This window comes from Pseudoxanthomonas sp. X-1 (assembly GCF_020042665.1).
Classification (GTDB): domain Bacteria; phylum Pseudomonadota; class Gammaproteobacteria; order Xanthomonadales; family Xanthomonadaceae; genus Pseudoxanthomonas_A; species Pseudoxanthomonas_A spadix_A.
The window spans coordinates 3,050,396-3,073,792 of the sequence record NZ_CP083376.1; the positions used below are offsets into that span (position 1 = coordinate 3,050,396).

The window sequence follows — 23,397 nt, forward strand, 5'->3', positions numbered from 1 at the left end:
AGAACTGCACACCACCGCGCCGGACGGCGCCTGTGCGCATCAGGCGATGTCGGCGACGCGATAGCCGGCGCTCTGCACGGTGTGCAGCAGCGGCTTGTCGAACGGCTTGTCGATCACCTTGCGCAGGTTGTAGAGGTGGCTGCGCAGGGTGTCCGAATCGGGCAGCCCGTTGCCCCAGATCTCGCGCTCGATTTCCTGGCGGGTCACCACGCGCGGCGACTCGCGCATCAGGATGGTCAGCAGGCGCAGGCCGATCGGCGAGAGCATCAGCTCGGTGCCGCCGCGGGTGACCCGCATGCTGACCGGGTCCAGCACCAGGTCGGCGACCTTGAGCACTTCAGAACCGACTTGGCGGCGCTCGCGGCGGATCAGCGCGCGCAGGCGCGCTTCCAGTTCCTGGATGGCGAAGGGCTTGGTCAGGTAGTCGTCGGCGCCGGTGCCCAGGCCGCTGAGCTTGTCGTCCAGGGTGTCGCGCGCGGTCAGCATCAGCACCGGGGTGGACTTGCGCGCCTCGCTGCGCAGGCGGCGACAGACTTCCAGGCCATCCATGCGCGGCAGCATCAGATCCAGCACCAGCACGTCATAGCTGTTCTCGGTGGCGAGGCGGTAACCGTCCAGGCCGTCGGAGGCGTAGTCGACCTCGAAGCCCTTGCCCTCCAGATACTCGCCGATCATCTCGGAGATGTTGCGGTTGTCCTCGACGACCAGAACCAGGCCCGAGGTTTCCTGTGCGTGACGCATGACGTGATCTCCGAAAAAAGTGCCCAAACTTTCAGGTTTGTGAAGCTATCGGGCGTGGAGTCGACAATGCGTGAAGACGACACGGCGATCACGCGGCGGAACGTGATCGGATGCGGATGCGGTGTCGGGCCACCTCGCGACAGGCGGCAGGCCGCGCGTGCGCCACGAAGACTCAAGCCCTGCCGGCGCGTCAGAGACGCACCCTGCCACGCAGGATATCCACGAACATCACCCAGTCGCCGGCCAGCGAGTAGAACGGGTGGCGGAAGGTCGCAGGCCGATTCTTCTCGAAAAAGAAGTGCCCGATCCAGGCGAACCCGTAGCCGCAGACCAGCGCGCCCAGCGCAAAGCCCCAGCGCCCGGTGCCCAGCGCAAGCGCCAGCAAGGCCAGCACGCCGCAGCTGCCCAGGAAGTGCAGCCGCCGCGAGGTGCGGTTGGCATGCTCGCTCAGATAGAACGGATAGAACTCGCGGAACGAAGCGAAGCGGCGCATGCGGGCGAAGCCTGGGCGTTGGACCTGCAGCAGTGTGCCGCCACGCCGCCGACGCGGTCATGCTGCGCTGCGGCCGTCGCGCTGGGCGGCGGCCTCAGCCCGCGTCGCCGCGCTCGGCGCGCTTGACCTGTTGCCACAGCGCCTCCTGCGCGGCCAGGTCCAGGTCGGCGAAGGCGGCGCCCTGCCCGACGGCGGCCGCCTCCATCGCGCGGAAGCGGCGCTCGAACTTGGCATTGGCGTGGCGCAGCGCGCCGCCGGCGTCCACGCCGGCCTTGCGTGCCAGGGTGAGGCATACGAACAGCACATCGCCGATCTCGTCCTGCAGGCGCGCGACGCGCTGCGGGTCGTCGTCGGCGCGCGCCAGTTCGGCCCGCACCTCGTCGATCTCCTCGTGCAGCTTGTCCAGCACCGGCGCCGGGTCCGGCCAGTCGAAGCCGGTCCGCGCCGCGCGCGCCTGCAGCTTGGTCGCGCGCTGCCACTCGGGCAGGCCGCGCGCGATCCCGGCCAGCGCGGAGGAGTCGGCCTGGCCCTTGGCCGCGCGCTCCTGGCGCTTGATGTCCTCCCAGCGGGCGCTGACCGCCGCGCTGCCGTCCACCTGCGCCTGCGCGAACACGTGCGGGTGGCGCCGCACCAGCTTGTCGCAGATCGTGCGCGCCACGTCCTCGAAGGCGAATGCGCCCTGTTCGTCCGCCATCCGCGCATGGAACACCACCTGCAGCAGCAGGTCGCCCAGTTCGTCCTTCAGATCGTCCAGGTCGCCGCGGTCGATCGCGTCGGCGACCTCGTAGGCCTCCTCGATCGTGTACGGCGCGATGCTGGAGAAGTCCTGCTCCAGGTCCCACGGGCAACCGCCGTCGGGATCGCGCAGCTGCGCCATGATCGACAGCAGGCGTGCGATCTGCGTGCCCGGCTCGGCCATGGGGTCATCTCCTGCGATGTGGGGAAGATCGGCGGCGCGTCAGAGCCAGTCGCGCCACGGCAGCGTGGGGTCGCCCAGCGCCATGAAGTCGCCGTTGAGCAGGCTCTCGCGCCGGTTGTAGCGGAAGGCGCGGCCATCGGGCGCCAGCAGCGCGCCGCCGGCCGCTTCCAGGATGCATTGCCCGGCCGCGGTATCCCATTCGCAGGTCGGGCCGAAGCGCGGGTACACGTCCAGCGCGCCTTCCGCGAGACGGCAGAACTTCAGCGACGAGCCCAGCGGCACCGGTTCGGCGCCCGGCAGCTGGTCGAGCACCGCCTGGGTGCGCGGATCGCGGTGCGAACGGCTGGCGGCCACCCGCAGCGGCGCGCGGGCCGGCTGGCGCGTGCGCAGCTCGCGGTCGGTCTGCCCATCGCGGCGCAGCGCCACCTGCCCGGCCTGCGCGTGCCACAGCGTGCCGGTGACCGGCGCCATGATCACGCCGAACACCGGTTGGTGCGCCTCGATCAGCGCGATGTTGACGGTGAACTCGCCGTTGCGCTTGACGAACTCGCGCGTGCCGTCGAGCGGATCGACCAGCCAGTAGGCGTGCCAGTCCTGGCGCGCGGCCCACGGCGCCTTGGCGCCTTCCTCGCTCAGCAGCGGCAGGTCCGGCGTCAGCCGCGCCAGCCCGTCGGCGATGATCCGGTGCGCGGCCAGGTCGGCGCGCGTCAGCGGGCTGTTGTCGGCCTTGTGCTCGACGGCGAAGTCCTCGGCATAGACCCGCATGATCGCGTCGGAGGCGTCGCGGGCGATGGACAGCACCGCCTCGTGCAGGTCCGCGGTGATGCGGCTCATGCCTGGGTCGCCAGCCACTCGCGGGCGATGAACAGCGCCGCCAGTGATCGGCCTTCGGAAAAGTCCTCACGCAGCATCAGCTGGTCCAGCGCATCGAGCTTCCACGGCACCACTTCAAGTTCCTCGGGTTCATCGCCCGGCAATCGCTCGGGATACAGATCGCGCGCCACCACCAGCCAGGACTGGTGGCTCATGTAGGTTGGAGCCAGGGTCAGGGCGCGCAGCACGTCCAGTTGGCGCGCGCCGTAGCCGGCCTCTTCCTTGAGCTCGCGGTCGGCGGCCTGCAGCGGCGTCTCGCCGGCGTCGATGCGGCCCTTGACCAGCCCCAGTTCGTAACGGTGCATGCCGGCGGCGTACTCGCGCACCAGCAGCACGGTGTCCTTGTCGATCAGCGGCACCACCACCACCGCGCCATGGCCGCGGCTGACCTGGCGGTCGAACACGCGCCGCTCGCCGTTGGAGAACTCCAGGTCCAGCTTTTCCAGGCGCAGCGGGCCGGCCTGGTGCTCGGTCACGCCATGGATCACGGGCAACTTGCGGCTCATGCGGACAGCCTGCTGCCGCGCGCGGCAGCGGTCGATATCATGGGCGCATGCGAGTCGATCATCAGCCGCGAATGCTAGCAGAGCAGGCCTGCGGTGCGCCTGCTGCCAGGGCCACCCCATGCGTTTGACGCGCGTGCATGTCGACGCGGCGCTGGCGCCGGGGCAGGAGGTCGCACTGCCGGAGGACGTCGCTGCGCACCTGGGGCGCGTGCTGCGCCTGCGCGAAGGCGATGCCTGCGTGCTCTTCAACGGCGATGGCCACGACTATCCGGCGCGCCTGGTCGCGCTGGACAAACGCCAGGTGCGGGCCCGCATCGAGGCCGCACAGCCGCTGCGGAACGAATCGCCGCTGCGCATCGTGCTGCTGCAGGGCGTGGCCCGCGGCGAGAAGATGGACCTGATCCTGCAGAAGGCCACCGAACTAGGTGTGGCGCAGATCCTGCCGGTCGACTCCGAGCGCTCGGAGGTCAAGCTTTCCGGCGAACGTCTGCACAAGCGACTGGCGCACTGGCAGGGCGTGGTCGTGGCCGCCTGCGAACAGTCCGGGCGTGCCCGCGTGCCGGAGGTCGCCGCCCCGCAGCCGCTGATCGCCGCCGCCGCGGCCTTGCCCGACGACGCCCTGCGCCTGCTGCTCGATCCGCAGAGCGCACACGTCCTGAGCACGCTGCAGGCCCCGGCCTCGCAGCGGGTGGTGATCGCCATCGGCCCCGAGGGCGGCTGGTCGCCGCGCGACCGCCAGGCGCTGGAGGCCGCCGGCTTCCAGGGTCTGCGTCTGGGCCCGCGCGTGCTGCGCACCGAGACCGCCGGCCTGGCCGCCATCGCCGCGCTGCAGGCGCGGCTGGGGGATTTGTAACGGCAGCCCCATTTGCACGGTCACTTCGAAAGGCCAGGCAAAGCCTGCTGGCCCATCGAAACGGCGAGCCACTGTTTTGTGCGCTTCGACTTTTGCAGCGCTTCGACGGATGCGCGACCGGGGACCACGCCTCGCGCACCCACTTCGAACCGAAGCCCGCGAGCCTGACGCGCGGCAGCGGTCCGGCGGCCGGTGTCCGCTCCAAGCGAGGCAGGAGCCGAGCGCCCGAGTCAGGGCGGGATGCCCTGATCGAGGGATAAGCGGATACCGGCCGCCGGACCGCCGCCCCTCCGAAGCCCAGACGCGCTACGCATGAGGCCCACGCCAGGGATCACCCTCCTCTCTTGCGCTCCGCGCGAAAGTTCCTGGGTTCCCGCGTTCGCGGGAGCGACGGTAAAGATAGTTCAGCGGCTTTACGCTGAGGACGACTTCAGCGGTGTGTTGCGGAGAGACGCCGATCGCGCGCGGTGATGCGAGGAGACGCGCTGGCTCAGGCCGTCAGTGCCACTGCGCCAATTCCTGCGCGGTGATCTTGCCGTCGTGGTTCTTGTCGACCAGGCGGAACTCGCTGTGCAGCGCGTGGTTCTCCGGCACCTCGTCCAGGGTGATGACCCCGTCGCCGTTCTTGTCCAGCTGCTCGATGGTCGCCTGGTAGTCGGCGGCGTTGGCCAGCGTGCTGGACTGGCCCCAGTTGACCGTCACCGGACCCTGCGGGGTCTGCATGGTCATCGTGCGGAACCCCTGCGGCGGCAGTTCGGCGGTGAGCGTATTGGGTGCCGAAGCCGGCGGCGGCGCGACGGTCTGGGCCGGTGTCGCCTCCGGACGGGTCTGCGCCTGGGCGCCCGCGGCCAACAGCGCGAGCGCACCGCTCGAGAGGACGCAGCGCAACGGAGTCTTCATGGACAGCCCCTGTAGGTTCGAACGTGCCAGGCGCACGCTCGCATCGGGCTCGCGAATGAGGCGTGAATCCCGCAGCGCCGGGCCTCAGGCCGGCTCGGCCAGCACCTGCGCCAGCATCGCCTCGATCGCCTCCAGGTCCGGCAGCAGCGCGGCCTCGTCGCCCAGCAGCACACGCATGTGCACGCCATGCGGCAGCGCCTCCTCGCTGGCGTCGGCCAGCAGCCCGTCGCGCGGCACCGAGATCAGGCGCGGGAAGGACTGGGTCAGCAGGCCGATGTAGGGCATCGTCTCGCCGCCGGTCAGCGTCTTGAGCACCACGAACTTGCTGGTGGCGTCCACGCGCTCGCGGCCCAACCCGCCCAGGGCGACCATCGAGAACAGCGGCACCTGCCAGCCGTGCCAGTCGATGGTGCCGGGCAGCCAGTGCGGGGCATCGGCGACCGGCCGCACAGGCACGCGCGCCAGCACCTCGGCCACCGTGGCGTTGGGCAGCAGCACGCGTTCGTCGCCGGTCTGCACCAGGACGCCGCGGATTTCGTCATTGGCTCGTGCCATGGCGTCAGACTCCCAGATGTTGTGCGACGCGGTGGGCCAGTTCCTCCGGGGCCGCGGTCTCGCCGCCTCCGGCTTCCAGTGCGCGCGAGGCCGCCCAGTCGTAGCAGCCCTGCAGCGACTGGCCACCGACTAGGCCCCCGCGCGCTGCCAGCATCAGCGCGGGCTCGGCGTGGGCCGGGGCCGCGCCGCTGAGCAGCAGCACGGCGGTGCGATGCGGCGGCAGGCCGCCCAGCAGCGCCGTGACATCGGTCGGCTCGGCGACGAACTCCACCTTGCCGCCGCGCGCCCGCGCCGACAGGTCGTCGGGGACCACGTAGACCACGCCGGCGCGGGCGACCGCGCCGGCCACCGGCAGGGTCACCGGCAGCGGCGACACCCGCTCGATCTGCCGCAGCAGGTTGTCGTAGCGGCCGCCGTCCAGGCGCAGGTGCACCAGCACCGGCTGCTCCAGGGTGGGCGGCAGTTCGGCCAGCACCCGACGTACCGCATCGGGCCCGCCGATGCCGGCGAACAGCAGCACCGCGCCGGGCACCGCCTCGCTGCCCGGCAGCGAATCGGCCGCGACGCCGTGCGCGGGGTCCAGCGCCTCGAGTTCCAGGTTGAGATCGCCGAAACCCGGGGGCAGCGGTGGCGGCTCGGAGGGCGCGCGCTTGTCCGGCACCGTGACCTGGAAATCCTCGACCAGCGACAGCGTGCCGAACGAAGGCCGCGGCCGCGGCGGCGGCGCCGGCGGTTCGTGCGCGACCGGTGGCGCTTCTACGGCGGGTGCGGCCGGGGCCTGCGGCTCGAGCACGGGCGTGTCCACCAGCGCCTGGCGCTCGGGCGCTTCAGGCGGTGCCCAGTTTTCCAGGTCGATGACGAAGGCGTCGGCCGGCTGCGCGCTGGCGCCTTCGTCCTCGAATTCCAGCGGCGGCAGCGTGGCCTCGCTCGGCACGGCGGGCGGCTGCACGGGCTCGGGCGCGTCCTCCAGGGTCAGGGGCGCGGACCACCGTGGCGAGCTCGCCGTATCCAGACTGTCGTGTGCGTCGCCGCCGGTCTCGAGCGCGGGCGCCGGCGCGTCGAAGCCGGCATCGACCGGCAGCGAGACGGCCTGCCCGGCCGCCTCGTCCAAGTGCGGGTCCAGCGGCGCGTCCTCGTGCAGCTGCGCCGGCGCCGGCGGCCGCCCGGGTTCGGGCGCCTGCGGCGGCTCGATCTCGGCACCAGGCGGCAGCACGTCGCGGTGCCCGTGCAGTTTCGCGTTCAGGTGCCGGGCCCAGCGCTGCGCGTCCCAGCCCTCGCGGGCGCTGGCCAGCGCGGCCTCGTCGTAGATCACGGTCAGGTCCGGATCGGACAGCACCGGGTCCAGCCGCGCCAGCGCGTCCTCGATGGCCGGCTCCAGCGCCACCAGCACCGCCTGCGGGCGGCTGGCGGCCAGGGTGTCGGCATCCAGGCTGTTGGGATCGTCTTCCAGCGCGATCTGCGCGCCGGCGCCGAGCAGCGCGCCGCGCAGCTGCTCGCGGGCGGCGCCCGGACGCGCCAGCAGCACCACGCGCGGCGCGGGCAAGGCGGGCTCAGTCGCGGACACGGGCGATCCCCAGCAGGTCGTAGACGTTGCGCATCAGATCCAGCTCCTGGTACGGCTTGCCCATGTAGCGCTGCACGCCGATCTCCAGCGCGCGCTGGCGGTGCTTGTCGCCGGTACGCGAGGTGATCATCACGATCGGCACGCCGGCGAAGCGCGGGTCGGCGCGCATGGCGGTGGCCAGCTCGTAGCCGTCCATGCGCGGCATCTCGATGTCCAGCAGCATCAGATCGGGCACGCGCTCCTCCAGCCGCTCCAGCGCCTCGATGCCGTCGCGCGCGGTGGCGACCTCGAAGTTGTGCCGCTCCAGCACGCGCCCGGTGACCTTGCGCATGGTCAGCGAATCGTCGACCACCATCACCAGCGGCACGTGGCGCTGCTCGACCTGGGCCGAGGCCGGCACGGCCGAGACCGGCTGGGCGATGTAACGGCGCACCAGCGGCGCGGCGTCCAGGATCACCACCACGCTGCCGTCGCCGGTGATGGTGGCGCCGTAGATGCCCGGGATCGACCCGATCTGCGGGCCCACCGGCTTGACCACGATCTCGCGGTTGCCCAGCACCTGGTCCACCGCCACGGCGGCGCGCAGTTCGCCGGCGCGCACCAGCAGCAGCGGCACCTGCGGCTGGCCCTCGGCCCGGGCCGGGGCCTGGCCGACCAGCGTGCCCAGATCGTGCAGGGCGTACTCCTCGCCACCGTAGACGTAGCTGCCGCTGCCCGATTCGTAGCGATCGCGGCTGATCCGGCCCACGCCGCCCACCGCCGCGACCGGCACGGCGAACTGGGTCTCGCCGATCTGCACGAACACCGCCTGGGTCACCGCCAGGGTCTGCGGCAGGCGCAGGGTGAAGCGCGTGCCCTGGCCACGGGTCGAGTCGATCTCCAGCGAGCCGCCGAGCTGGCGCACCTCGTTGTGGACCACGTCCATGCCCACGCCGCGCCCGGCCAGCTGGCTGACTTCCTCGGCGGTGGAGAAGCCCGGTTCCAGGATCAGCCGCTCCAGATCCACATCGGCGATCTCGGCCCCGGGCTGCAGCATCCCGCGCAGTTCGGCGCGACGGCGGATCGCGGCATGGTCGATGCCGGCGCCGTCGTCGGCCACCTGCAGCACCATTTCCGAACCCTCGCGGCGCAGCACCACGCGCACCGTGCCTTCCTCCGGCTTGCCCGCCGCGCGGCGCGCCTGCGGCGACTCCAGGCCGTGGGCCACGGCGTTGCGCAGCAGGTGTTCCAGCGGCGCGGTCATGCGTTCGAGCACGTTGCGGTCCAGCTCGCCGTGCGCGCCCTCCAGCTGCAGCTGGGCCTGCTTGCCGGTGTCGGCCGCGGCCTGGCGCAGCACCCGGCGCAGGCGCGGCACGCTGCCTTCGAAAGGCACCATGCGTGCGCGCATCAGGCCGTCCTGCAGCTCCGAGCTCACCCGCGACTGCTGGCCGAGCAGGCTGTCGTTCTGCCGCGCCAGTTCGTCCAACACGCTCTGCAGGCCGCTGATGTCGGCGGCCGATTCGGCCAGCGCGCGCGACAGCTGCTGCAGGGTGGAGAAGCGGTCCAGCTCCAGCGGGTCGAACGCGGTTTCGCGCGTGTCCTGCTCGCGCTGGTAGCGGGCGACGATCTGCGCCTCGGTCTCCAGGTCCAGGCGGCGCAGCTGGTCGTGCAGACGGGTATTGGTGCGGTCCAGCTCGGCCATGGCCGCGCGGAAGGCGCCCATCTGCTGTTCCAGGCGGGCGCGGTAGATCGCGACCTCGCCGGCGTGGTTGACGAGCTGGTCGAGCAGGTCGGCGCGCACCCGCACCTGCTCCTGGCCGCTGCCCGGCGAGGTCTGTTCGTCCTCGCCCTGGCCATGCAGGTCCAGCGGCGCCGACAGCGGCGGCAGCTCTGGAATCGGCTGCGGCAGCAGCGCCGGCATGGCCGCCGGCGCCGGCGATTCGGCGACCGGTTCGGTGGAAGCAGGCGGCGGCTCGGGCGCGGCATCGGCCGGCGCCGCCGCGAACGGGGCGGCATCGACGAAGGCCGCGTCACTGGCCGGTTCAGTCGAAGGACTCGCCGCACGCTCGGCCTGCGCCTGACGGATGGCGTTGGCGTAGGACGTGCCCAGCGCCACATCCAGCGCGGCCAGCAGGTCGGCGTCCAGGTAATCGGACGTGGGCGCAGGCGACGGCTCTGCGGGCGCCTCGTCCTTTGCCGGGGGCGGCGTTTCGGCTTCGCTCTCGCGCGCCCGGACCGGCGGCGGCGCGTCGTCGGAACGGACGCTGGTCGCTGCCGGATCCTGTGGCGCCTGGCCGGCATCGTCCTCGAGCGCGAACCCGAAGGCCTCGGCATCCTGGCTGTCCGGCAGCGCTTCGTCGGCCGCCTCCAGCATCTCGGCCGGCTCGGCCGGCAGCGCGCCTTGGTCCTCGGGCGCGAGGCCGAACCCGAACGCCTCGCCTTCCCGATCGGCCGCCGATTCGCCGGCGCCGTCGTCCTGGTGCTGCGCGCGCGCCGCCTCGGCGTCGGCGGCAGGCGTCGCGTCGATCGGAAGCGGCGCATGATCGGGCGCGGTTGCTTCGGGCGTCGCGGCCTGGAGCGGTGCGACGTCGTCGAAGGACACGTCCTCGATCCGCGGTTCTCCGCCCACCGGCGACTCGAATGGCGCGACCTCGGCCGCGCGCGCATCCGTGACCACCTCGCCACGAGCACGGGCGTCGAACTCGGCCACCAACTCCGGCTGCGCGGCGGCGATGCGGTAGGCGGCGGTGCGTTCGAGCATGCCGTGCAGCGCATCGAAACCACGCTCCAGCAGCCCGATCACGCCGCGGTCCACGTCGGCGCGGTGTTCGGCGACCTGCTCCAGCAGCGATTCGATCGCGTGGCCAAGGTCGCCGATCGGCTCGATGCCGGCCATGCGCGCGCCGCCCTTGATGGTGTGCAGGTCGCGCTGCAGTCCGATCACCAGGCTGCGGTCGTCCGGCGCCTGGCGCAGGCGCGCCAGCAGCCCGTCGGAATGGTCGAGCAGGTCGTTGCCTTCCTCGACGAAGATGTCGACCAGATCGCGGTCGAGCACGCTGAAATCCAGCGACTGCGCGGCATCGTCAGCCGCGGATGCCGCCGTCGCAGGCGCATGGGCGACGTCGTGCGACGCGCCGTGTCCGGCGGCGCCGTCCAGGGCCTCGATGTCCTCGGCCTGGCCTTCGGCGAACAGGGCCTCGGGCGCGTAGTCGTCCTGCGCAGCGGTCTCAGCCGGCGACTCGGGCTGCACGTCCACGGGCGCGATCTCCAGCGGCGCGTCTTCGGCGGTCTCGGCCGCGGCTTCCAGCGCCACCGGCCCAGCCTGCACCACCTCGCTGACCTCGGCGACCGGCGGCTCGCCGGCATCGGGTTCCACCGACGCCGCCGGTTCCGACGCCTGCGCGTGTTCGTACCAGGCCATGGCCTCGCTCGCCGCTTCCGGCTCGGTCAGCGCGACATCGCCATCGGCCGGTACGTGGTCGAGGGCCTCCAGCTCTGCCCGCTCCTCCTCGCTTAGGTCGTCCGCGTCGGCCAGCGCCTGCACATCGGCATCGTCGGCGGTGTCCGGCAGATCCTCGAGGGTGAGCAGGTCCGGATCGATCCCCACGTCGCGCTCGGCATGGGCCTCCAGCGAGACGTCGTCGGCCTCGCCTTCGGCCGGCGGCGCGCCGGTGTCGAAGGCGGCCAGCTCCGGCGGCAGCGGCGCTTCGAACGTCGGTACCGGCGGCTCGGCCATCGCCCTGACCGGACGCTCGGCCTGGTAGTCCAGGCGCAGGTCGAACCAGGTCGCATGCCCATCGTCGACCGGCGGCGCGTGCGGCGCCGGCGGTTCGAAGGCGTCCAGCGTCGGCACGAATTCCACGTGCCCGTCGACGAAGCGCGACAGGTCCATGGCGCCGGTGAGTTCGAGATCGCCCGGCACCTCCGGCTTGAGGACGCCGGCGGGCGCCAGCGTCGCATAGGTGGACTGGCCGTGGTCCTCCACCGCGGTCGAGGACAGGCGCTGGGCCGCGGGCAGGCCATCGCGCAGCTCTTCGAGCAGCGCACGCAGCACCATGAACTGCGGGATGCGCGGTTGCGGGCCCTGCAACGCGACGATGGTGGCACGCACGGCCGCGGCGGCCGAGGCCAGGCCTTCCACGCCGGCCGGATCGGCCTGGACCTGGTTGGCCAGCAGGCGCTTGATGTACTGCTCGGCGCGGCCGGTGACCTCGATGATCTCCGGCACATCGGCCATCGCGAAGGCGCCGTTGATGGTGTGGAAGGCGCGCAGCAGCGGCTCGCTCGCCGCGGCGGACTGGGCGTTGCGCGCCTGCGCCAGCCAGGCATCGACCACCTGCAGGTGGTTGGCGACCTCGGTCTCCAGGATCTCGCGCAGCACGCTGTCCACGGTGGCGGGCGTGCCGTCGCTCGAGGCCGCGGGCGGGGCCGCTTCGCTCTCGTCCTGCGCGGCGACTGCCACGGGGGTTTCGCTGGCGGGGGCGGCGGCGTACCAGGCCTCCTCGCCGGCGGCCAGTCGCTCGGCGATCGCCTCGATCCCGGCCAGGTCGGCCTGCACGCCGGCGCGGCCGCGCAGGGCCTCATCCAGCTGGGGCAGCGTGTCGGTCGCCTGCTGCAGCAGCGTCTGCACGGCCGGACTGGGGGGGCGCGAGCCGTCCAGCACGCGGTTGAGCATGTTCTCGATCTTCCACGAGAACTCGCCGAGCAGGCGCGCGCCGACCAGGCGACCGCTGCCCTTGAGCGTATGGAACACGCGCCGGATCGGGCGCAGGCGCTCCAGGTCCTCGGGCTTGGCCAGCCACAGCGGCAGCAGCTGGCGCAGGTTGCCGATCTCCTCGTCGAATTCCTCCAGGAACACGTCGCGGATCTCGTCGTCGATGTCGTGGCCGGACACCTCGAAGCCGGCGGCCAGCGCGGGCGCGTCCGCGGACTGCGCGGGGGCGTGCTGCTGGAGCGCGGAGGCCGGAGACGCGGCGGGCTGTTCGGGCGCAGGCGTCACTGGCGATTGGGCGGACGCGGCCGTATCGGGTTCGTAGGCGAACGCCGGCTGGCTGACCGAGGGCAGCTGCGCTTCCAGCTCCGGATCGGGCCGCAGCGACTCGACCGCCGTGTGATCGTGTTCGAGCAAGCGCTCGTCGGCTTGTCCGGCGCGCTCCGCGGCAAAGGCGTCATCGTCGGAATCGAACGCCGACGCGTCGAGGTCGGCCCCGGCAGGCGCGCGATCGTCGCGTGCCTCCGTCTCCAGTTCCCCATCGGACGGCGGGAACCGCACCTCCTCGTCCGTCGCATCGGTGGGTGCGATGTCGAATTCGCTGGCCACCGGATCGAACGCCGAGGCATCGCTGGCCTGCGGCTCGAACGCCGGCAGCGCGTCGGGGCGCTCGAGCGCCTGGTGCAGTTCCGTATCGATGACTTCCACAGGCGTGGCCTGGTGGCCCTCGAACTCGCTGGCCACCGGGTCGAATGCGGAGGCGTCGCTGGCCTGAGGCTCGAAGTCCGGCAGCGTCGGCGCGCGCTCGATCTCCAGCGGCGCGCCCGCGAACCCTGCTTCGACCACACCCTGCGTCAGGTCATCCGCCTGGCCGGACGGCGTTTGCGCGAGCGGAGCGGCGGCGCCCTGCGCGCCTGCCCCTTCCTGCGCTGGCATGGCCTCCTGTGCCGGGCCCACTGCGGCCGCGGGCGCCGGCAGCGGCCAGTAGCGCAGCGCTTCCAGGCTGGAGCGGGTGATGCCGAGGATCTCCTCGCGGTTGGGGCGATGCTCGCGCAGCGCTTCCAGGTAGTACTCCAGGCTGGCCATCGCGTCGGCCAGCGTGTCCAGCTGCGCCCCGCCCGGCACGCGCCGGCGCTGGATCAGTTCGGTGCCTATGTAGCGGCGCACGCCTTCGACGTAATCGGACGGTTCGTCCAGCTCGAGCATGCGCAGCGCGCCGGCGACCTCGGCCAGCAGGCGCGGCATCGCGTCCAGCTGCGCATGGTCCCACCCGGTCTCGATGAAGGCCACGAACTGCTGCCGCGCCTCGGCGAAATTGCGCATCGCCTCGCCGGCCAGCGCCTCGACCGTGCGTCGCGATTCGGCCGCCTGCGCGTCCGGCGCGCCGCCGGCGTCGCCCAGGTGCGCGACCTGGTCGTCCAAGGAGGCGTCGACGTACAGCAGCGCGCCGGCGATATCCAGCAGCGCGCTCTCGTCCGGCGTGCGCCGGCCCTGGACCAGTTCGGCCAGCGAGTCGCGCTGCTGCAGCACCACGTTGCGCGCCAGGCCCAGGCCCATCATGCCCAGCGTGTCGCCGACGCTGCCCAGCTGCGCCACCTGCGGCGCCAGGTCGGCGATGTCCGCGCCGGTGCGCAGCTGCAGGTCCAGCGCGTCCTTGACCCGCATCAGCTCTTCCTTGACCACGCCGCCGACGGTGTCCAGCAGCGCGCGGTTGCGCCCGCTCAGGCTGCTGCGGGCGTGTTCGATCTCGGCCTGGCTGGGCGAGGCGGCGGACAGGTCGAAGGCGCGGCGCAGGTCTTCCAGCGCCGGATGGCGCGCGTCGGTCTGCGCGACCTGGTAGAGCAGCAGGCGCGTGGGCTCCTGCCCCGGCGCCGCCCCGGGTACCAGGCCCTGGCGCAGCTGCCGCACCGCGCGCAGGACCGCGGCGAAGCCCTGGTGCAGGGCCGGGCTCGGGCGCAGCGCGCCGTCGCGCAGGGCCTCGGCCACGCTGCTGGCCACCCACAGCATGCGTCGGGCCGCGGTGTGCTCGGCCAGACGCTGCAGCGGCATCAGGGCCGCGGCCAGGGCGCTGGCGTCGGTCGGCGCGGCGTCCTGCGGCCAGCCGGCGAAGATGCGTTCGAGATGCTCGCCCGCCTGGGCGAAGCGGGCCTCGCGGGTGCCGGACGGCAGCGGCTCGGTGGCCGGCACGTCCTGCGGCAGCGGGCGGCTGAGATCCGGGGCGAACAGCACGCTCTCGCTCAGGCCGGGCTCGCCGCGCGCGGCGCGGATCTCGTTCAGCAGAGGCAGTAGCACGATCGGAATGTCGCGATGGCCGCTCTGCAGGCGTTCCAGGTAATCGGGCAGCAGCACGGTGCCGCGCATCAGGGTCGCGCAGCCCTCGGCCGGATCGGCGACCTGGCCGTCCTGCAGGGCCTGGGCGAGCTTCTCCAGCTCCTCGGCGACCATCGCCGGCGCATACAGTTCGACCATGTGCAGGGTGCCCTGCACCTGGTGCAGATAGCCCACGCACACGTGCATGCGCGAGACATCCTCCGGATGCTCGGCGAAGGACTCGATCTCCCCGCGCACCAGACGCAGGGTCTGATCCAGCTCGGGCTTGACCCAGCCGAGCACGGCGTGGCTCATCGCCTCCCGCAGCGCGCTCATCGCAGGCCCCGCATGCCGGGGTTGGCCGGGTTGTGGACGATGCTGCTCATGCGTTCAATGTCCTCAGCCCGGCAGCTTGAAGTCGGCCACGGAGCGACGCAAATCGGATGCCAGCTGGGTCAGGTGTCCGATCGATTCGGCGGTCTGCCCGGCGCCCTGCGAGGTCTGCAGGGTGATGCGGCGGATCACGCCCATGGTCTGGGTGATGTCCAGGGCCGCGGTCGACTGCTGCTGGGCGGCGGCGGAGATGTTCTTGATCAGCTCGTTCAGGTCGCTGGACACGCGCTCGATCTCGCCCAGCGCGGTGCCGGCGTCCTCGGCCAGACGCGCGCCGGAGACCACTTCGGAGGTCGTCTGCTCCATCGAGCTGACCGCCTCGTTGGTGTCGGCCTGGATCGCCTGGACCAGCGACTCGATGCGCTTGGTCGCGCCCGAGGTGCGTTCGGCCAGGCGCTGCACTTCGTCGGCCACCACCGCGAAACCGCGTCCGGCCTCGCCGGCGGAGGCCGCCTGCACCGCCGCGTTGAGCGCCAGGATGTTGGTCTGCTCGGAGATGTCGTTGATCAGTTCCACCACCGAGCCGATCTCCTGCGAGGACTCGCCCAGGCGCTTGATGCGCTTGGAGGTCTCCTGGATCTGGTCGCGGATCTGGTCCATGCCGCGGATGGTCTCGCGCACCACGCCCGCGCCCTCGGTGGCGATCAGCACCGAGCGCTGCGCCACCTCGGCCGAATCGGAGGAGTTGCGCGAGACCTCCTCGATGCTCACGGCGATCTCGTTGATGCGGTCCGAGGCGGTGGTGATCTGCTCGGCCTGGTGGTTGGCCGCTTCGGCCAGCTGCAGCGCGGTGGCCTGGGTTTCCTGGGTCGAGGCGGCTACCTGCACCGAGGTGTCGTTGATCGTGGTCACCAGGTTGCGCAGCTCGTCGACCGCATAGTTGATCGCGTCGGCGATGGCGCCGGTCATGTCCTCGGTGACCGAGGCCTTGACCGTCAGGTCGCCCTCGCCCAGCGAGGAGATTTCGTCCAGCAGCCGCATGATCGCCTGCTGGTTGCGGCTGTTGTACTCGACCTGGGTCTGGTAGCGGAGTTCCTGTTCGCGCTGGCGCCCGGCGTAGAGGCTGTAGAGCAGCGCGATCAGCGACAGCACCAGGATCGCGCCGCCGACGATGGTGTACCAGAGATTGGGGAACACGCGCGTGTCGCGCACCGAGCCGAACGCGGAGAACGCGTCGAACAGCTTCTTGCTGTCCTCCAGCATCTTGCCCGAGCCGTCGGTGATCGCCGCGGCCGAGGACTGCGCGGCGAACAGGCTGCGCGCGCTGCCCAGGATCGCGTCCAGGTCGCGCTTCATGCCGGTCCACAGTGTCTGCGACTGCTCCAGCGCCTGCACCGCCGCCGGCACGCGCAGCGGCGCGATGCCCAGTTCCTCGTTGCCGTTGCGCAGGCCCTCGATCACCTGGCCGAACAGCAGCGCATCGCGCGCCAGCGCGTCGCCGGCCATGGTCGCGGTGCTGCCGCCGGCGCGCATTTCGGTGACGTTGCGGGCCATGCGGCCGGCCACCACCACCTGCTGCAGCGCGCTGTAGACCTGCGAGGACGGCGCGCCGCTGGCGGACATGGCGCGCACCACCTCGTTGAGCTGCGCCTGCAGCTGCGGCACCTGCGCGCCGAAGCGGTTGGCGTTGCCGGCCAGCGCCAGCACCGCCGGCTCGGCATTGACGATCTGGCCGGCGCTGGCGTCCAGCGGCTTCCAGGTCGTCAGCAGCTGCTGCAGCGCGCCCTGCACGCCCGGCTCCTGGCCGAAGCGCTCCTGCAGCCCGGCCAGCGTCTTGTTGATCTGGGCGCGGGTGTTCTTGAACGCGGCGTAGGCCGGCGCGTTGCCGCCGACCGCCTCGTTGGCCTGGTTGGCCAGCTGCTGGGACAGCACCTGCAGGTCGGCCGCGCCCGTGGCGGCGCCGGACAGGCGGCTGCCCTGGTAGGTCGACATGGCCGTGTTGGCCGTCACCACCAGGAACGACAGCACCAGCAGGATCGCCCAGAACGTGGTTCCCATGCCGCCCAGCCTGGCCTTGGGCGCTTCCGCGGCAGTACTCATTGCTTCATCCCCGAAAAAACATCAGTGAATGCGCGCACGCCGCCACCCCGGCGACGCCCGCGCCCGGTGCCCCGCTATTGCGCGGCGTGCCGGAACTCCGGCGTCCGCGCCAGCAGCGACAGCGCGAACACCCCCCAATCCTGGCCGTCGCTGGAAAACGCCTGCGAGACGAAATGCCCGAACCGGCCGTCGGCCAGCGCCCCCGGCGCGGTCACTTGGTCGCGGCCGAAGCTGCGCTGCCCGTACAGCTCGTCGATGGTCAAGGCCACGTCGCCGCCGGCCTGGCGCATCACCAGCACGCGCTGGCCCTCATGCAGCACGGTGCGTTCGCCCTGCAGGAACTGCTTCAGGTCGATCACCGGGAACAGGTTGCCGCGCAGATTGCCCACGCCCAGCAGCCACGGCTGCGCGCCGGGCACCGGCGTCACCGGGGGAATCGGCACGATCTCCACCACCTCGTCGAAGCTGGACACCAGCCGGCGCGAGCCGATCCGGTAGGCCACCCCGCGCCACTGGTCCTCCTCGGCACGCGCCTGCGGCAGGGCCACCGCATGGGCCAGGCTGCGGCGCTCGTAGTCGGCCAGGATGTCGAACGGCGTGCGGATCATGCCGGCACCCGCGACAGTGCGACGCCGGAGGCGCGGGCGGCGGGGCGATGGGAAACGGCGTCCATGGCGTTCCCTGCGGCTCAGGCGGCGACGTGGGTGCGGATGGCCTCGAGCAGCTCCTCCCGCGTGAACGGTTTGGTGAGGTACTGCTCGGAGCCGACGATGCGGCCGCGCGCCTTGTCGAACAGGCCGTCCTTGGAGGACAGCATGATCACCGGCGTGCTCTTGAAGACCTGGTTGTTCTTGATAAGCGCGCAGGTCTGATAGCCGTCCAGGCGCGGCATCATGATGTCCACGAAGATGATCTGCGGCTGCTGGTCGGCGATCTTGGCCAGCGCCTCGAAGCCGTCGGTGGCGGTCACCACCTCGCAGCCCTCGCGCTTGAGCAGGGTCTCGGCCGTGCGCCGGATGGTTTTCGAATCGTCGATCACCATCACCCGCAGGCCGTCCAATCCACCGGCCTGGCTATCGTTGTCTGTCATGGCGGAGCATTCCCCTGGCGCGCGACGCTTCATCGGCGGCATCGCTGCGAAGCGCCTTATATCCCACCCGTCCACGCGACCTGTCAAGACGGCGCAGCCGGTGGCGCGCGCTCTGTGACGCCCATTGCAGAACCATGGGCCGCGGCCGGCGCCTGCTACCATCAAGACCCTGTCGCACCCCCTTCCTGTACGCCCCATGCCTCTCGACGTCATCGTGGTGATGGACCCCATCGGGTCGATCAAGATCGCCAAGGACACCACCTTCGCCATGCTGCTCGAGGCCCAGCGGCGCGGCCACCGGCTGCATTACGTCATTCCGGGCGGGCTGTCGCTGCGCGGCGGGGCGGCGCTGGCGCGCACCGCGCCGCTGACCGTGGCCGACGACAAGGCCGGCTGGTTCAGCCTGGGCGCCGAGACCGAGACCGTGTTCGGCCCGGGCCAGGTCGTGCTGATGCGCAAGGACCCGCCGGTCGATCCGGAATACGTCTACGACACCCAGGTGCTGGAGATCGCCCAGCGTGCCGGCGCGCTGGTGGTCAACAACCCGCAGGGCCTGCGCGACTACAACGAGAAGCTGGCCGCCCTGCTGTTCCCGCAGTGCTGCCCGCCCACGCGCGTCAGCCGCAGCGCCGCCGAGCTCAAGGCCTTTGTCCACGAACACGGCCAGGCGGTGCTCAAGCCGCTGGACGGCATGGGCGGGCGCTCGATCTTCCGCACCGGCACCGGCGATCCCAACCTCAACGTGATCCTGGAAACGCTGACCGACGGCGGCCGCAAGCTGGCGCTGGCGCAGCGGTTCATCCCGGACATCAGCGCGGGCGACAAGCGCGTGCTGCTGGTCGACGGCGAGGTCATCGACTACTGCCTGGCGCGCATCCCGCAGGGCGATGAGTTCCGCGGCAACCTGGCCGCCGGCGGCCGCGGCGAGGGCCGCCCGATCAGCGAGCGCGACCGCTGGATCGCCAGCCAGGTCGGCCCGGCGATGAAGGCGCACGGCATGCTGTTCGTCGGCCTGGACGTGATCGGCGACTATCTGACCGAAGTCAACGTCACCAGCCCGACCTGCGTGCGCGAGCTGGACGCCCAGTTCGGCCTGAACATCGCCGGCCAGCTGTTCGACGCGATCGAGCGCAGGCTCGCCGCCTGACCCGCGTCATGCCGTCCGCCGCGCTGCCCGCGCCCCCGCTCGACGAGAACGCCCGGCTCGGCGCCACCCTGGCGCTGTCGGTGCTGATCCACGGCATCGTGCTGCTGGGGCTGGGCTTCGCGCTGGACGACAACGCGCCGGTGGTGCCGACCCTGGACGTGATCCTCAGCCAGACCAGCACGCCGCTGACGCCCAGGCAGGCGGATTTCCTGGCCGCGGCCAGCCAGCAGGGCGGCGGCGATGCGGAGAAGTCGCGGCGGCCGCGGGAAAGCCAGGCCGGCGTGGTGCCGCAGGCCGAGGCCGGCGTCTCGCCGGTGCCGCTGCGCGCGCAGTCCCCGGATGCCGCGCCACCGCCACAGACCCGGGTGGTCACCACCGCCGATTCGGCGCTCACCGTCCCGCCGCAGGAGGCGCATCCGCGCCCGGACCGGCCGGACCTGCCACCGGGCGAGCAGAAGATCGAGCACGACATGGAGATGGCGCGCCTGGCCGCCGAGATCCACCTGCGCTCGGACCTGTACGCCAAGCGGCCCAAGCGCAAGTTCGTCTCGGCCAGCACCCAGGAGTACGCCTGGGCCAACTACCTGCGCGCCTGGGTCGACCGCGCCGAGCGCGTGGGCAACCTCAATTATCCCGACGAGGCGCGCCGCAAGCGCCTGTCCGGGCAGGTGGTGATCTCGGTGGCGGTGCGCCGCAACGGCACCGTCGAGCAGAGCCGGATCATCCAGTCCAGCGGCGTGCCGCTGCTGGATTCGGCCGCCCTGCGCGTGGTCACGCTGGCCGCGCCCTTCCCGCCGCTGCCGGACACCGACGAGCACGTGGACATCCTGCACGTCACCCGGACCTGGGTGTTCCTGCCGGCGGGCGAGCTGCGCGATCAGTAAGCAGCGGAAGACGGGGCCGATGTCGCGGTGCCTGTCGAGGGCACGTGGACTGGCCGGGCGCGGCCCTCCCGAACGTCTGGCGCTGCGACGTCGGCTTGCAAGCCGTCCACCGCAATGGCCGCTCCAAGCGTCGTCATCGCGGCAATCAGGCCTCACCGTTGCCGTAACGCCTCACTCGCGGCGTGGGCACCCGCTCATTTCGCGGCGCCAGCCGCCTTCGCCGCGCGCAGCGCCTGCTGTTCCTCCAGCGTGAGCGCCACGTTGTTGCGCAGATACGCCGGTTCGACCGATTCGGGAGACGGGCGCTCGCCGCGCGCCCAGGCCTGCAGCGCCAGGGTGGCCACGTCGGCGGCATGCGGCAGCGCGCCGGCGTCCACGGCGATGAGCTGGCCCTGCAGGCGCGCGGCAAGCGCGCCGTCGACCGCCGCGAACCCGGTGCCGACGGCCTGCCAACCGCCCTCACCATCGGCCAGGGCCACCCCCTCGGGCGCGCCCACGGTCTCGGCGCCCAGCGCCTCCAACATCTCGCCCTGGCGGCGATAGCAGGCGGCGTAGACCTCGCCCATGCGCGCGTCGATCGCCGCCACTACACGCGTGGCGTCGACGGGGGCGCGCAGCGCCAGGGCCTGCAGCGTCGAGACCGGCAACAGGGGCCGGTCCAGCGCCAGCGCCAGCCCCTGGCCCAGCGCGATCGCCAGGCGCACGCCGGTGAACGCGCCGGGCCCGCGCCCGACGGCGATCGCGTCGAGCTGCGACTTGGCCACCCCCGCCTGGTCCAGCAGCGCCTGCGCCCACGGCAAGGCGAGCTCGGCATGGCGACGCGGCGCGACCTCGAAGCGCTCGATCACCTGCCCGTCGATGGACAGGGCGACCGAACAGGCTTCGGTGGAGGTTTCAAGGGCGAGCAGGCGCATGCGGCGGATCGGAAGCGAAGAGGCAGTGCGCCATTCTGCGCCCTCGAACCGGCTCGGCCAAACGCGCCAGGGTTGACTGCGCCCACGGCCGCTCCCTTCGCTGTCCTGCACGTGCGCGGGCACAGCCCGCGCTTGCTGGGAGAAGTGCGCATTACCGCCGCTCCCGCCAAAGCAGGAACCCAGCGACTTTCGCGCGCAGGAGCCAGAGGCACCGGGTTCCCGCTTTTGCGGGAACGACGATAGAAGGCTTGTCGGCGGCTCCTCGTCTTCTGCAGTGAAGGACGAAGCTAAGCGCCTGATTCAGCAATAGATCCGTCACTTCGAGCCGCCTTTCGCCGCACGAAGGCGCCAAAAACAAAACGGGCCGCCCGAAGGCGACCCGTCGTGTACAGCGCACCGTTGGCGGCGCGGCTTACTTCACCAGCGCGGCAATCGCGGCACCCAGGTCGCCCGGCGAGCGGACGGTCTTGACGCCCGCGGCTTCCATCGCCGCGAACTTGCCTTCGGCCGTGCCCTTGCCGCCGGAGGCGATCGCGCCGGCGTGGCCCATGCGCTTGCCGGCCGGGGCCGAGGCGCCGGCGATGAAGCCCACGACCGGCTTCTTGACGTGCTTGGCGATGTACTCGGCACCGGCCTCCTCGGCGTCGCCGCCGATCTCGCCGACCATGATGATGCCCTCGGTCTGCGGGTCCTCGTTGAACAGCTTGAGGCAGTCGACGAAGTTCAGGCCGTTGATCGGATCGCCGCCGATGCCGATGCAGGTGCTCTGGCCGAGGCCGACCTCGGTGGTCTGCTTGACCGCTTCATAGGTCAGCGTGCCCGAACGCGAGACGATGCCGATCTTGCCCGGCTTGTGGATGTGGCCCGGCATGATGCCGATCTTGCACTCGCCCGGCGTGATGACGCCCGGGCAGTTCGGCCCGATCAGCACGGTGTCCGGGTGCGCGCGGTTGAGCACGTTCTTGACGCGCAGCATGTCCAGCACCGGGATGCCTTCGGTGATGCACACGATGACCTTGATGCCGGCCGCGGCCGCTTCCAGGATCGCGTCGGCCGCGAACGGCGGCGGCACGTAGATCACCGAGGCGTCGGCGCCGGTGGCCTGCACCGCGTCGGCCACGGTGTTGAACACCGGCAGCTCGAGGTGGGTGGTGCCGCCCTTGCCGGGGGTCACGCCGCCGACCACCTGGGTGCCGTAATCGAGCATCTGGGTGGCGTGGAAGGTGCCCTGCTGGCCGGTGAAGCCCTGCACGATCACCTTGGTGTTCTTGTTGATGAGGACAGACATTGGATTTCCTTCGGTGTCGTGGATCAGGCGGCGTTCTTGACGGCTTCAACGACCTTCTTGGCGCCGTCGTTGATGTTGTCGGCCGGGATGATGGCCATGCCGCTGTCGCGCAGCAGCTGCTTGCCTTCCTCCACGTTGGTGCCTTCCAGGCGCACGACCACGGGCACCTTGACGCCCACTTCCTTGACCGCGGCGATGATGCCTTCGGCGATCATGTCGCAGCGCACGATGCCGCCGAAGATGTTGACGAAGATGCCCTGCACCTTGTCCGAGGACAGGATCAGCTTGAAGGCCTCGATCACGCGCTGCTTGTTGGCACCGCCGCCCACGTCGAGGAAGTTGGCCGGCTCGCCGCCGTTGAGCTTGATCACGTCCATGGTGGCCATGGCCAGGCCGGCGCCGTTGACCATGCAGCCGATGTTGCCGTCCATGGTCACGTAGTTGATGTCCAGCTCCGAGGCGATCACCTCGGTCGGGTCTTCCTGGGTCTTGTCGCGCATGGCGACCAGATCCTTGTGGCGGAAGTTGGCGTTGTCGTCGCTATTGAACTTGCCGTCCAGCGCGTACAGGTTGCCATCGTCCAGGATCGCCAGCGGGTTGATCTCGACCAGCGCCAGGTCCTTGTCGTTGAAGATGCGGTACAGGTTGACCATGATGCTGGCCAGCTGGCCGGCCTGCTTGGCGCTCAGGCCCAGCTTGAAGCCGATGTCGCGGCCGTGGTAGCCCTGCACGCCTTCGACGAAGTCGACGTTGAGCGTATGGATCTTGTCCGGCGTCTCCGCCGCGACCTGCTCGATTTCCATGCCGCCTTCGGAGGAGGCGATGTAGGTGATGGTCTTGGTGCCACGGTCGACCAGGACCGACAGGTACAGCTCCTTGACGATCTCGCCGGCGGTGGTCACCAGCACCAGGCCGATCGGCAGCTCGACGCCGGCGGTCTGGTAGGTCGCCATCTTGGTGCCGAGCATCTTGGCCGCGGCCGCCTTCACGTCGTCGGTCGTCTTGCAGAACTTGACGCCACCCGCCTTGCCGCGGCCACCGGCGTGGATCTGGGCCTTGACCATCCAAGGGCCCTGCCCCAGCGACTTGGCCACTTCAACCGCTTCGTCCGGGGTCGCGGCGACCTTGCCGGCCGGGACCGGGATGCCGTATTCGGCAAGCAGTTGTTTTGCCTGGTATTCGTGGAAATTCATGCGTCACCGTATTGATAAGGTCAGTACGCATCGCGCGCGTCGGC

The 23,397-nt window shown here is 71.2% G+C and carries 18 protein-coding genes; 3 read left to right on the forward strand and 15 right to left on the reverse strand.

Going from position 1 to position 23,397, the window contains the following annotated elements; genetic code table 11:
- Window positions 1-39 precede the first annotated feature (39 nt).
- From LAJ50_RS13645 to nudE, 5 genes are all read right to left on the reverse strand, one after another.
- The gene (locus tag LAJ50_RS13645) at window positions 40-741 is read right to left on the reverse strand and encodes a response regulator transcription factor (RefSeq protein WP_014159900.1); all 702 of its coding nucleotides are present in this window, start codon (window positions 739-741) and stop codon (window positions 40-42) included.
- A gap of 190 nt (window positions 742-931) precedes the next feature.
- Complete coding sequence (locus tag LAJ50_RS13650; protein WP_130549720.1) at window positions 932-1,234, reverse strand: DUF962 domain-containing protein; 303 nt, start codon at window positions 1,232-1,234, stop codon at window positions 932-934.
- 94 nt (window positions 1,235-1,328) lie between these two features.
- Complete coding sequence (mazG, locus tag LAJ50_RS13655) at window positions 1,329-2,153, reverse strand: nucleoside triphosphate pyrophosphohydrolase (protein ID WP_138652532.1); 825 nt, start codon at window positions 2,151-2,153, stop codon at window positions 1,329-1,331.
- Between the two features lie 39 nt (window positions 2,154-2,192).
- On the reverse strand, window positions 2,193-2,987 hold the full coding sequence (gene cysQ / locus LAJ50_RS13660; protein ID WP_130549722.1) for a 3'(2'),5'-bisphosphate nucleotidase CysQ: 795 nt from the start codon (window positions 2,985-2,987) through the stop codon (window positions 2,193-2,195).
- A complete protein-coding gene (nudE, locus tag LAJ50_RS13665) occupies window positions 2,984-3,532 on the reverse strand; it encodes an ADP compounds hydrolase NudE (protein WP_130549723.1) in 549 nt (182 codons plus the stop codon). The genes cysQ and nudE overlap by 4 nt, the downstream gene beginning before the upstream one ends.
- A gap of 118 nt (window positions 3,533-3,650) precedes the next feature.
- Here nudE and LAJ50_RS13670 point away from each other — a divergent pair, with 118 nt between their 5' ends.
- Window positions 3,651-4,385 carry a 16S rRNA (uracil(1498)-N(3))-methyltransferase gene (locus LAJ50_RS13670; protein WP_138652530.1) on the forward strand — a complete coding sequence of 245 codons (735 nt, stop codon included), beginning with the start codon at window positions 3,651-3,653 and terminating at the stop codon, window positions 4,383-4,385.
- Between the two features lie 498 nt (window positions 4,386-4,883).
- Here the strand turns inward: LAJ50_RS13670 and LAJ50_RS13675 are convergent, their stop codons facing one another.
- The 7 genes from LAJ50_RS13675 to pilG form a co-directional block, all read right to left on the reverse strand.
- A complete protein-coding gene (locus tag LAJ50_RS13675) occupies window positions 4,884-5,285 on the reverse strand; it encodes a hypothetical protein (protein WP_138652528.1) in 402 nt (133 codons plus the stop codon).
- 84 nt (window positions 5,286-5,369) lie between these two features.
- Window positions 5,370-5,840 (reverse strand): chemotaxis protein CheW, encoded by a 471-nt coding sequence (locus tag LAJ50_RS13680; RefSeq protein WP_130549725.1) that lies wholly within the window; start codon window positions 5,838-5,840, stop codon window positions 5,370-5,372.
- 4 nt (window positions 5,841-5,844) lie between these two features.
- The gene (locus LAJ50_RS13685) at window positions 5,845-7,404 is read right to left on the reverse strand and encodes a chemotaxis protein CheB (protein ID WP_138652526.1); all 1,560 of its coding nucleotides are present in this window, start codon (window positions 7,402-7,404) and stop codon (window positions 5,845-5,847) included.
- Window positions 7,391-14,740 carry an Hpt domain-containing protein gene (locus tag LAJ50_RS13690; protein ID WP_138652524.1) on the reverse strand — a complete coding sequence of 2,450 codons (7,350 nt, stop codon included), beginning with the start codon at window positions 14,738-14,740 and terminating at the stop codon, window positions 7,391-7,393. Before LAJ50_RS13690 ends, LAJ50_RS13685 begins: the two co-directional genes overlap by 14 nt.
- Before the next feature lie 63 nt (window positions 14,741-14,803).
- A complete protein-coding gene (locus LAJ50_RS13695) occupies window positions 14,804-16,837 on the reverse strand; it encodes a methyl-accepting chemotaxis protein (RefSeq protein ID WP_130549728.1) in 2,034 nt (677 codons plus the stop codon).
- 74 nt (window positions 16,838-16,911) lie between these two features.
- Complete coding sequence (locus LAJ50_RS13700) at window positions 16,912-17,442, reverse strand: chemotaxis protein CheW (protein WP_130550327.1); 531 nt, start codon at window positions 17,440-17,442, stop codon at window positions 16,912-16,914.
- Window positions 17,443-17,525: 83 nt separating this feature from the next.
- A complete protein-coding gene (pilG, locus tag LAJ50_RS13705; protein ID WP_130519276.1) occupies window positions 17,526-17,927 on the reverse strand; it encodes a twitching motility response regulator PilG in 402 nt (133 codons plus the stop codon).
- A gap of 196 nt (window positions 17,928-18,123) precedes the next feature.
- On the opposite strand from pilG, the gene gshB reads away from it, so the two are divergent.
- Window positions 18,124-19,074: a glutathione synthase gene (gene gshB, locus LAJ50_RS13710; RefSeq protein WP_138652522.1), complete on the forward strand. Its 951-nt coding sequence runs from the start codon at window positions 18,124-18,126 to the stop codon at window positions 19,072-19,074.
- A gap of 8 nt (window positions 19,075-19,082) precedes the next feature.
- Window positions 19,083-19,958 carry an energy transducer TonB gene (locus LAJ50_RS13715; protein ID WP_138652520.1) on the forward strand — a complete coding sequence of 292 codons (876 nt, stop codon included), beginning with the start codon at window positions 19,083-19,085 and terminating at the stop codon, window positions 19,956-19,958.
- Between the two features lie 194 nt (window positions 19,959-20,152).
- On the opposite strand, the gene tsaB is transcribed toward LAJ50_RS13715, so the two are convergent.
- The 3 genes from tsaB to sucC all read right to left on the reverse strand — a co-directional run bounded on the left by tsaB (window position 20,153) and on the right by sucC (window position 23,353).
- A complete protein-coding gene (gene tsaB, locus LAJ50_RS13720) occupies window positions 20,153-20,872 on the reverse strand; it encodes a tRNA (adenosine(37)-N6)-threonylcarbamoyltransferase complex dimerization subunit type 1 TsaB (RefSeq protein WP_138652518.1) in 720 nt (239 codons plus the stop codon).
- Window positions 20,873-21,284: 412 nt separating this feature from the next.
- Window positions 21,285-22,160, reverse strand: coding sequence for a succinate--CoA ligase subunit alpha (gene sucD, locus LAJ50_RS13725; protein WP_130549732.1), 876 nt, complete (start codon window positions 22,158-22,160; stop codon window positions 21,285-21,287).
- Window positions 22,161-22,183: 23 nt separating this feature from the next.
- Window positions 22,184-23,353, reverse strand: a complete 1,170-nt coding sequence (sucC, locus tag LAJ50_RS13730) for an ADP-forming succinate--CoA ligase subunit beta (protein ID WP_130549733.1) — start codon at window positions 23,351-23,353, stop codon at window positions 22,184-22,186.
- Window positions 23,354-23,397: the final 44 nt, after the last annotated feature.

What these genes read in the sequence shown, in the direction of transcription:
- LAJ50_RS13645 (WP_014159900.1), bottom strand. Translation starts at nt 741, where the DNA reads ATGCGTCACGCACAGGAAACCTCGGGCCTGGTTCTGGTCGTCGAGGAC.
- LAJ50_RS13650 (WP_130549720.1), bottom strand. Translation starts at nt 1,234, where the DNA reads ATGCGCCGCTTCGCTTCGTTCCGCGAGTTCTATCCGTTCTATCTGAGC.
- mazG (WP_138652532.1), bottom strand. Translation starts at nt 2,153, where the DNA reads ATGGCCGAGCCGGGCACGCAGATCGCACGCCTGCTGTCGATCATGGCG.
- cysQ (WP_130549722.1), bottom strand. Translation starts at nt 2,987, where the DNA reads ATGAGCCGCATCACCGCGGACCTGCACGAGGCGGTGCTGTCCATCGCC.
- nudE (WP_130549723.1), bottom strand. Translation starts at nt 3,532, where the DNA reads ATGAGCCGCAAGTTGCCCGTGATCCATGGCGTGACCGAGCACCAGGCC.
- LAJ50_RS13670 (WP_138652530.1), top strand. Translation starts at nt 3,651, where the DNA reads ATGCGTTTGACGCGCGTGCATGTCGACGCGGCGCTGGCGCCGGGGCAG.
- LAJ50_RS13675 (WP_138652528.1), bottom strand. Translation starts at nt 5,285, where the DNA reads ATGAAGACTCCGTTGCGCTGCGTCCTCTCGAGCGGTGCGCTCGCGCTG.
- LAJ50_RS13680 (WP_130549725.1), bottom strand. Translation starts at nt 5,840, where the DNA reads ATGGCACGAGCCAATGACGAAATCCGCGGCGTCCTGGTGCAGACCGGC.
- LAJ50_RS13690 (WP_138652524.1), bottom strand. Translation starts at nt 14,740, where the DNA reads ATGAGCGCGCTGCGGGAGGCGATGAGCCACGCCGTGCTCGGCTGGGTC.
- LAJ50_RS13695 (WP_130549728.1), bottom strand. Translation starts at nt 16,837, where the DNA reads ATGAGTACTGCCGCGGAAGCGCCCAAGGCCAGGCTGGGCGGCATGGGA.
- pilG (WP_130519276.1), bottom strand. Translation starts at nt 17,927, where the DNA reads ATGACAGACAACGATAGCCAGGCCGGTGGATTGGACGGCCTGCGGGTG.
- gshB (WP_138652522.1), top strand. Translation starts at nt 18,124, where the DNA reads ATGCCTCTCGACGTCATCGTGGTGATGGACCCCATCGGGTCGATCAAG.
- LAJ50_RS13715 (WP_138652520.1), top strand. Translation starts at nt 19,083, where the DNA reads ATGCCGTCCGCCGCGCTGCCCGCGCCCCCGCTCGACGAGAACGCCCGG.
- tsaB (WP_138652518.1), bottom strand. Translation starts at nt 20,872, where the DNA reads ATGCGCCTGCTCGCCCTTGAAACCTCCACCGAAGCCTGTTCGGTCGCC.
- sucD (WP_130549732.1), bottom strand. Translation starts at nt 22,160, where the DNA reads ATGTCTGTCCTCATCAACAAGAACACCAAGGTGATCGTGCAGGGCTTC.
- sucC (WP_130549733.1), bottom strand. Translation starts at nt 23,353, where the DNA reads ATGAATTTCCACGAATACCAGGCAAAACAACTGCTTGCCGAATACGGC.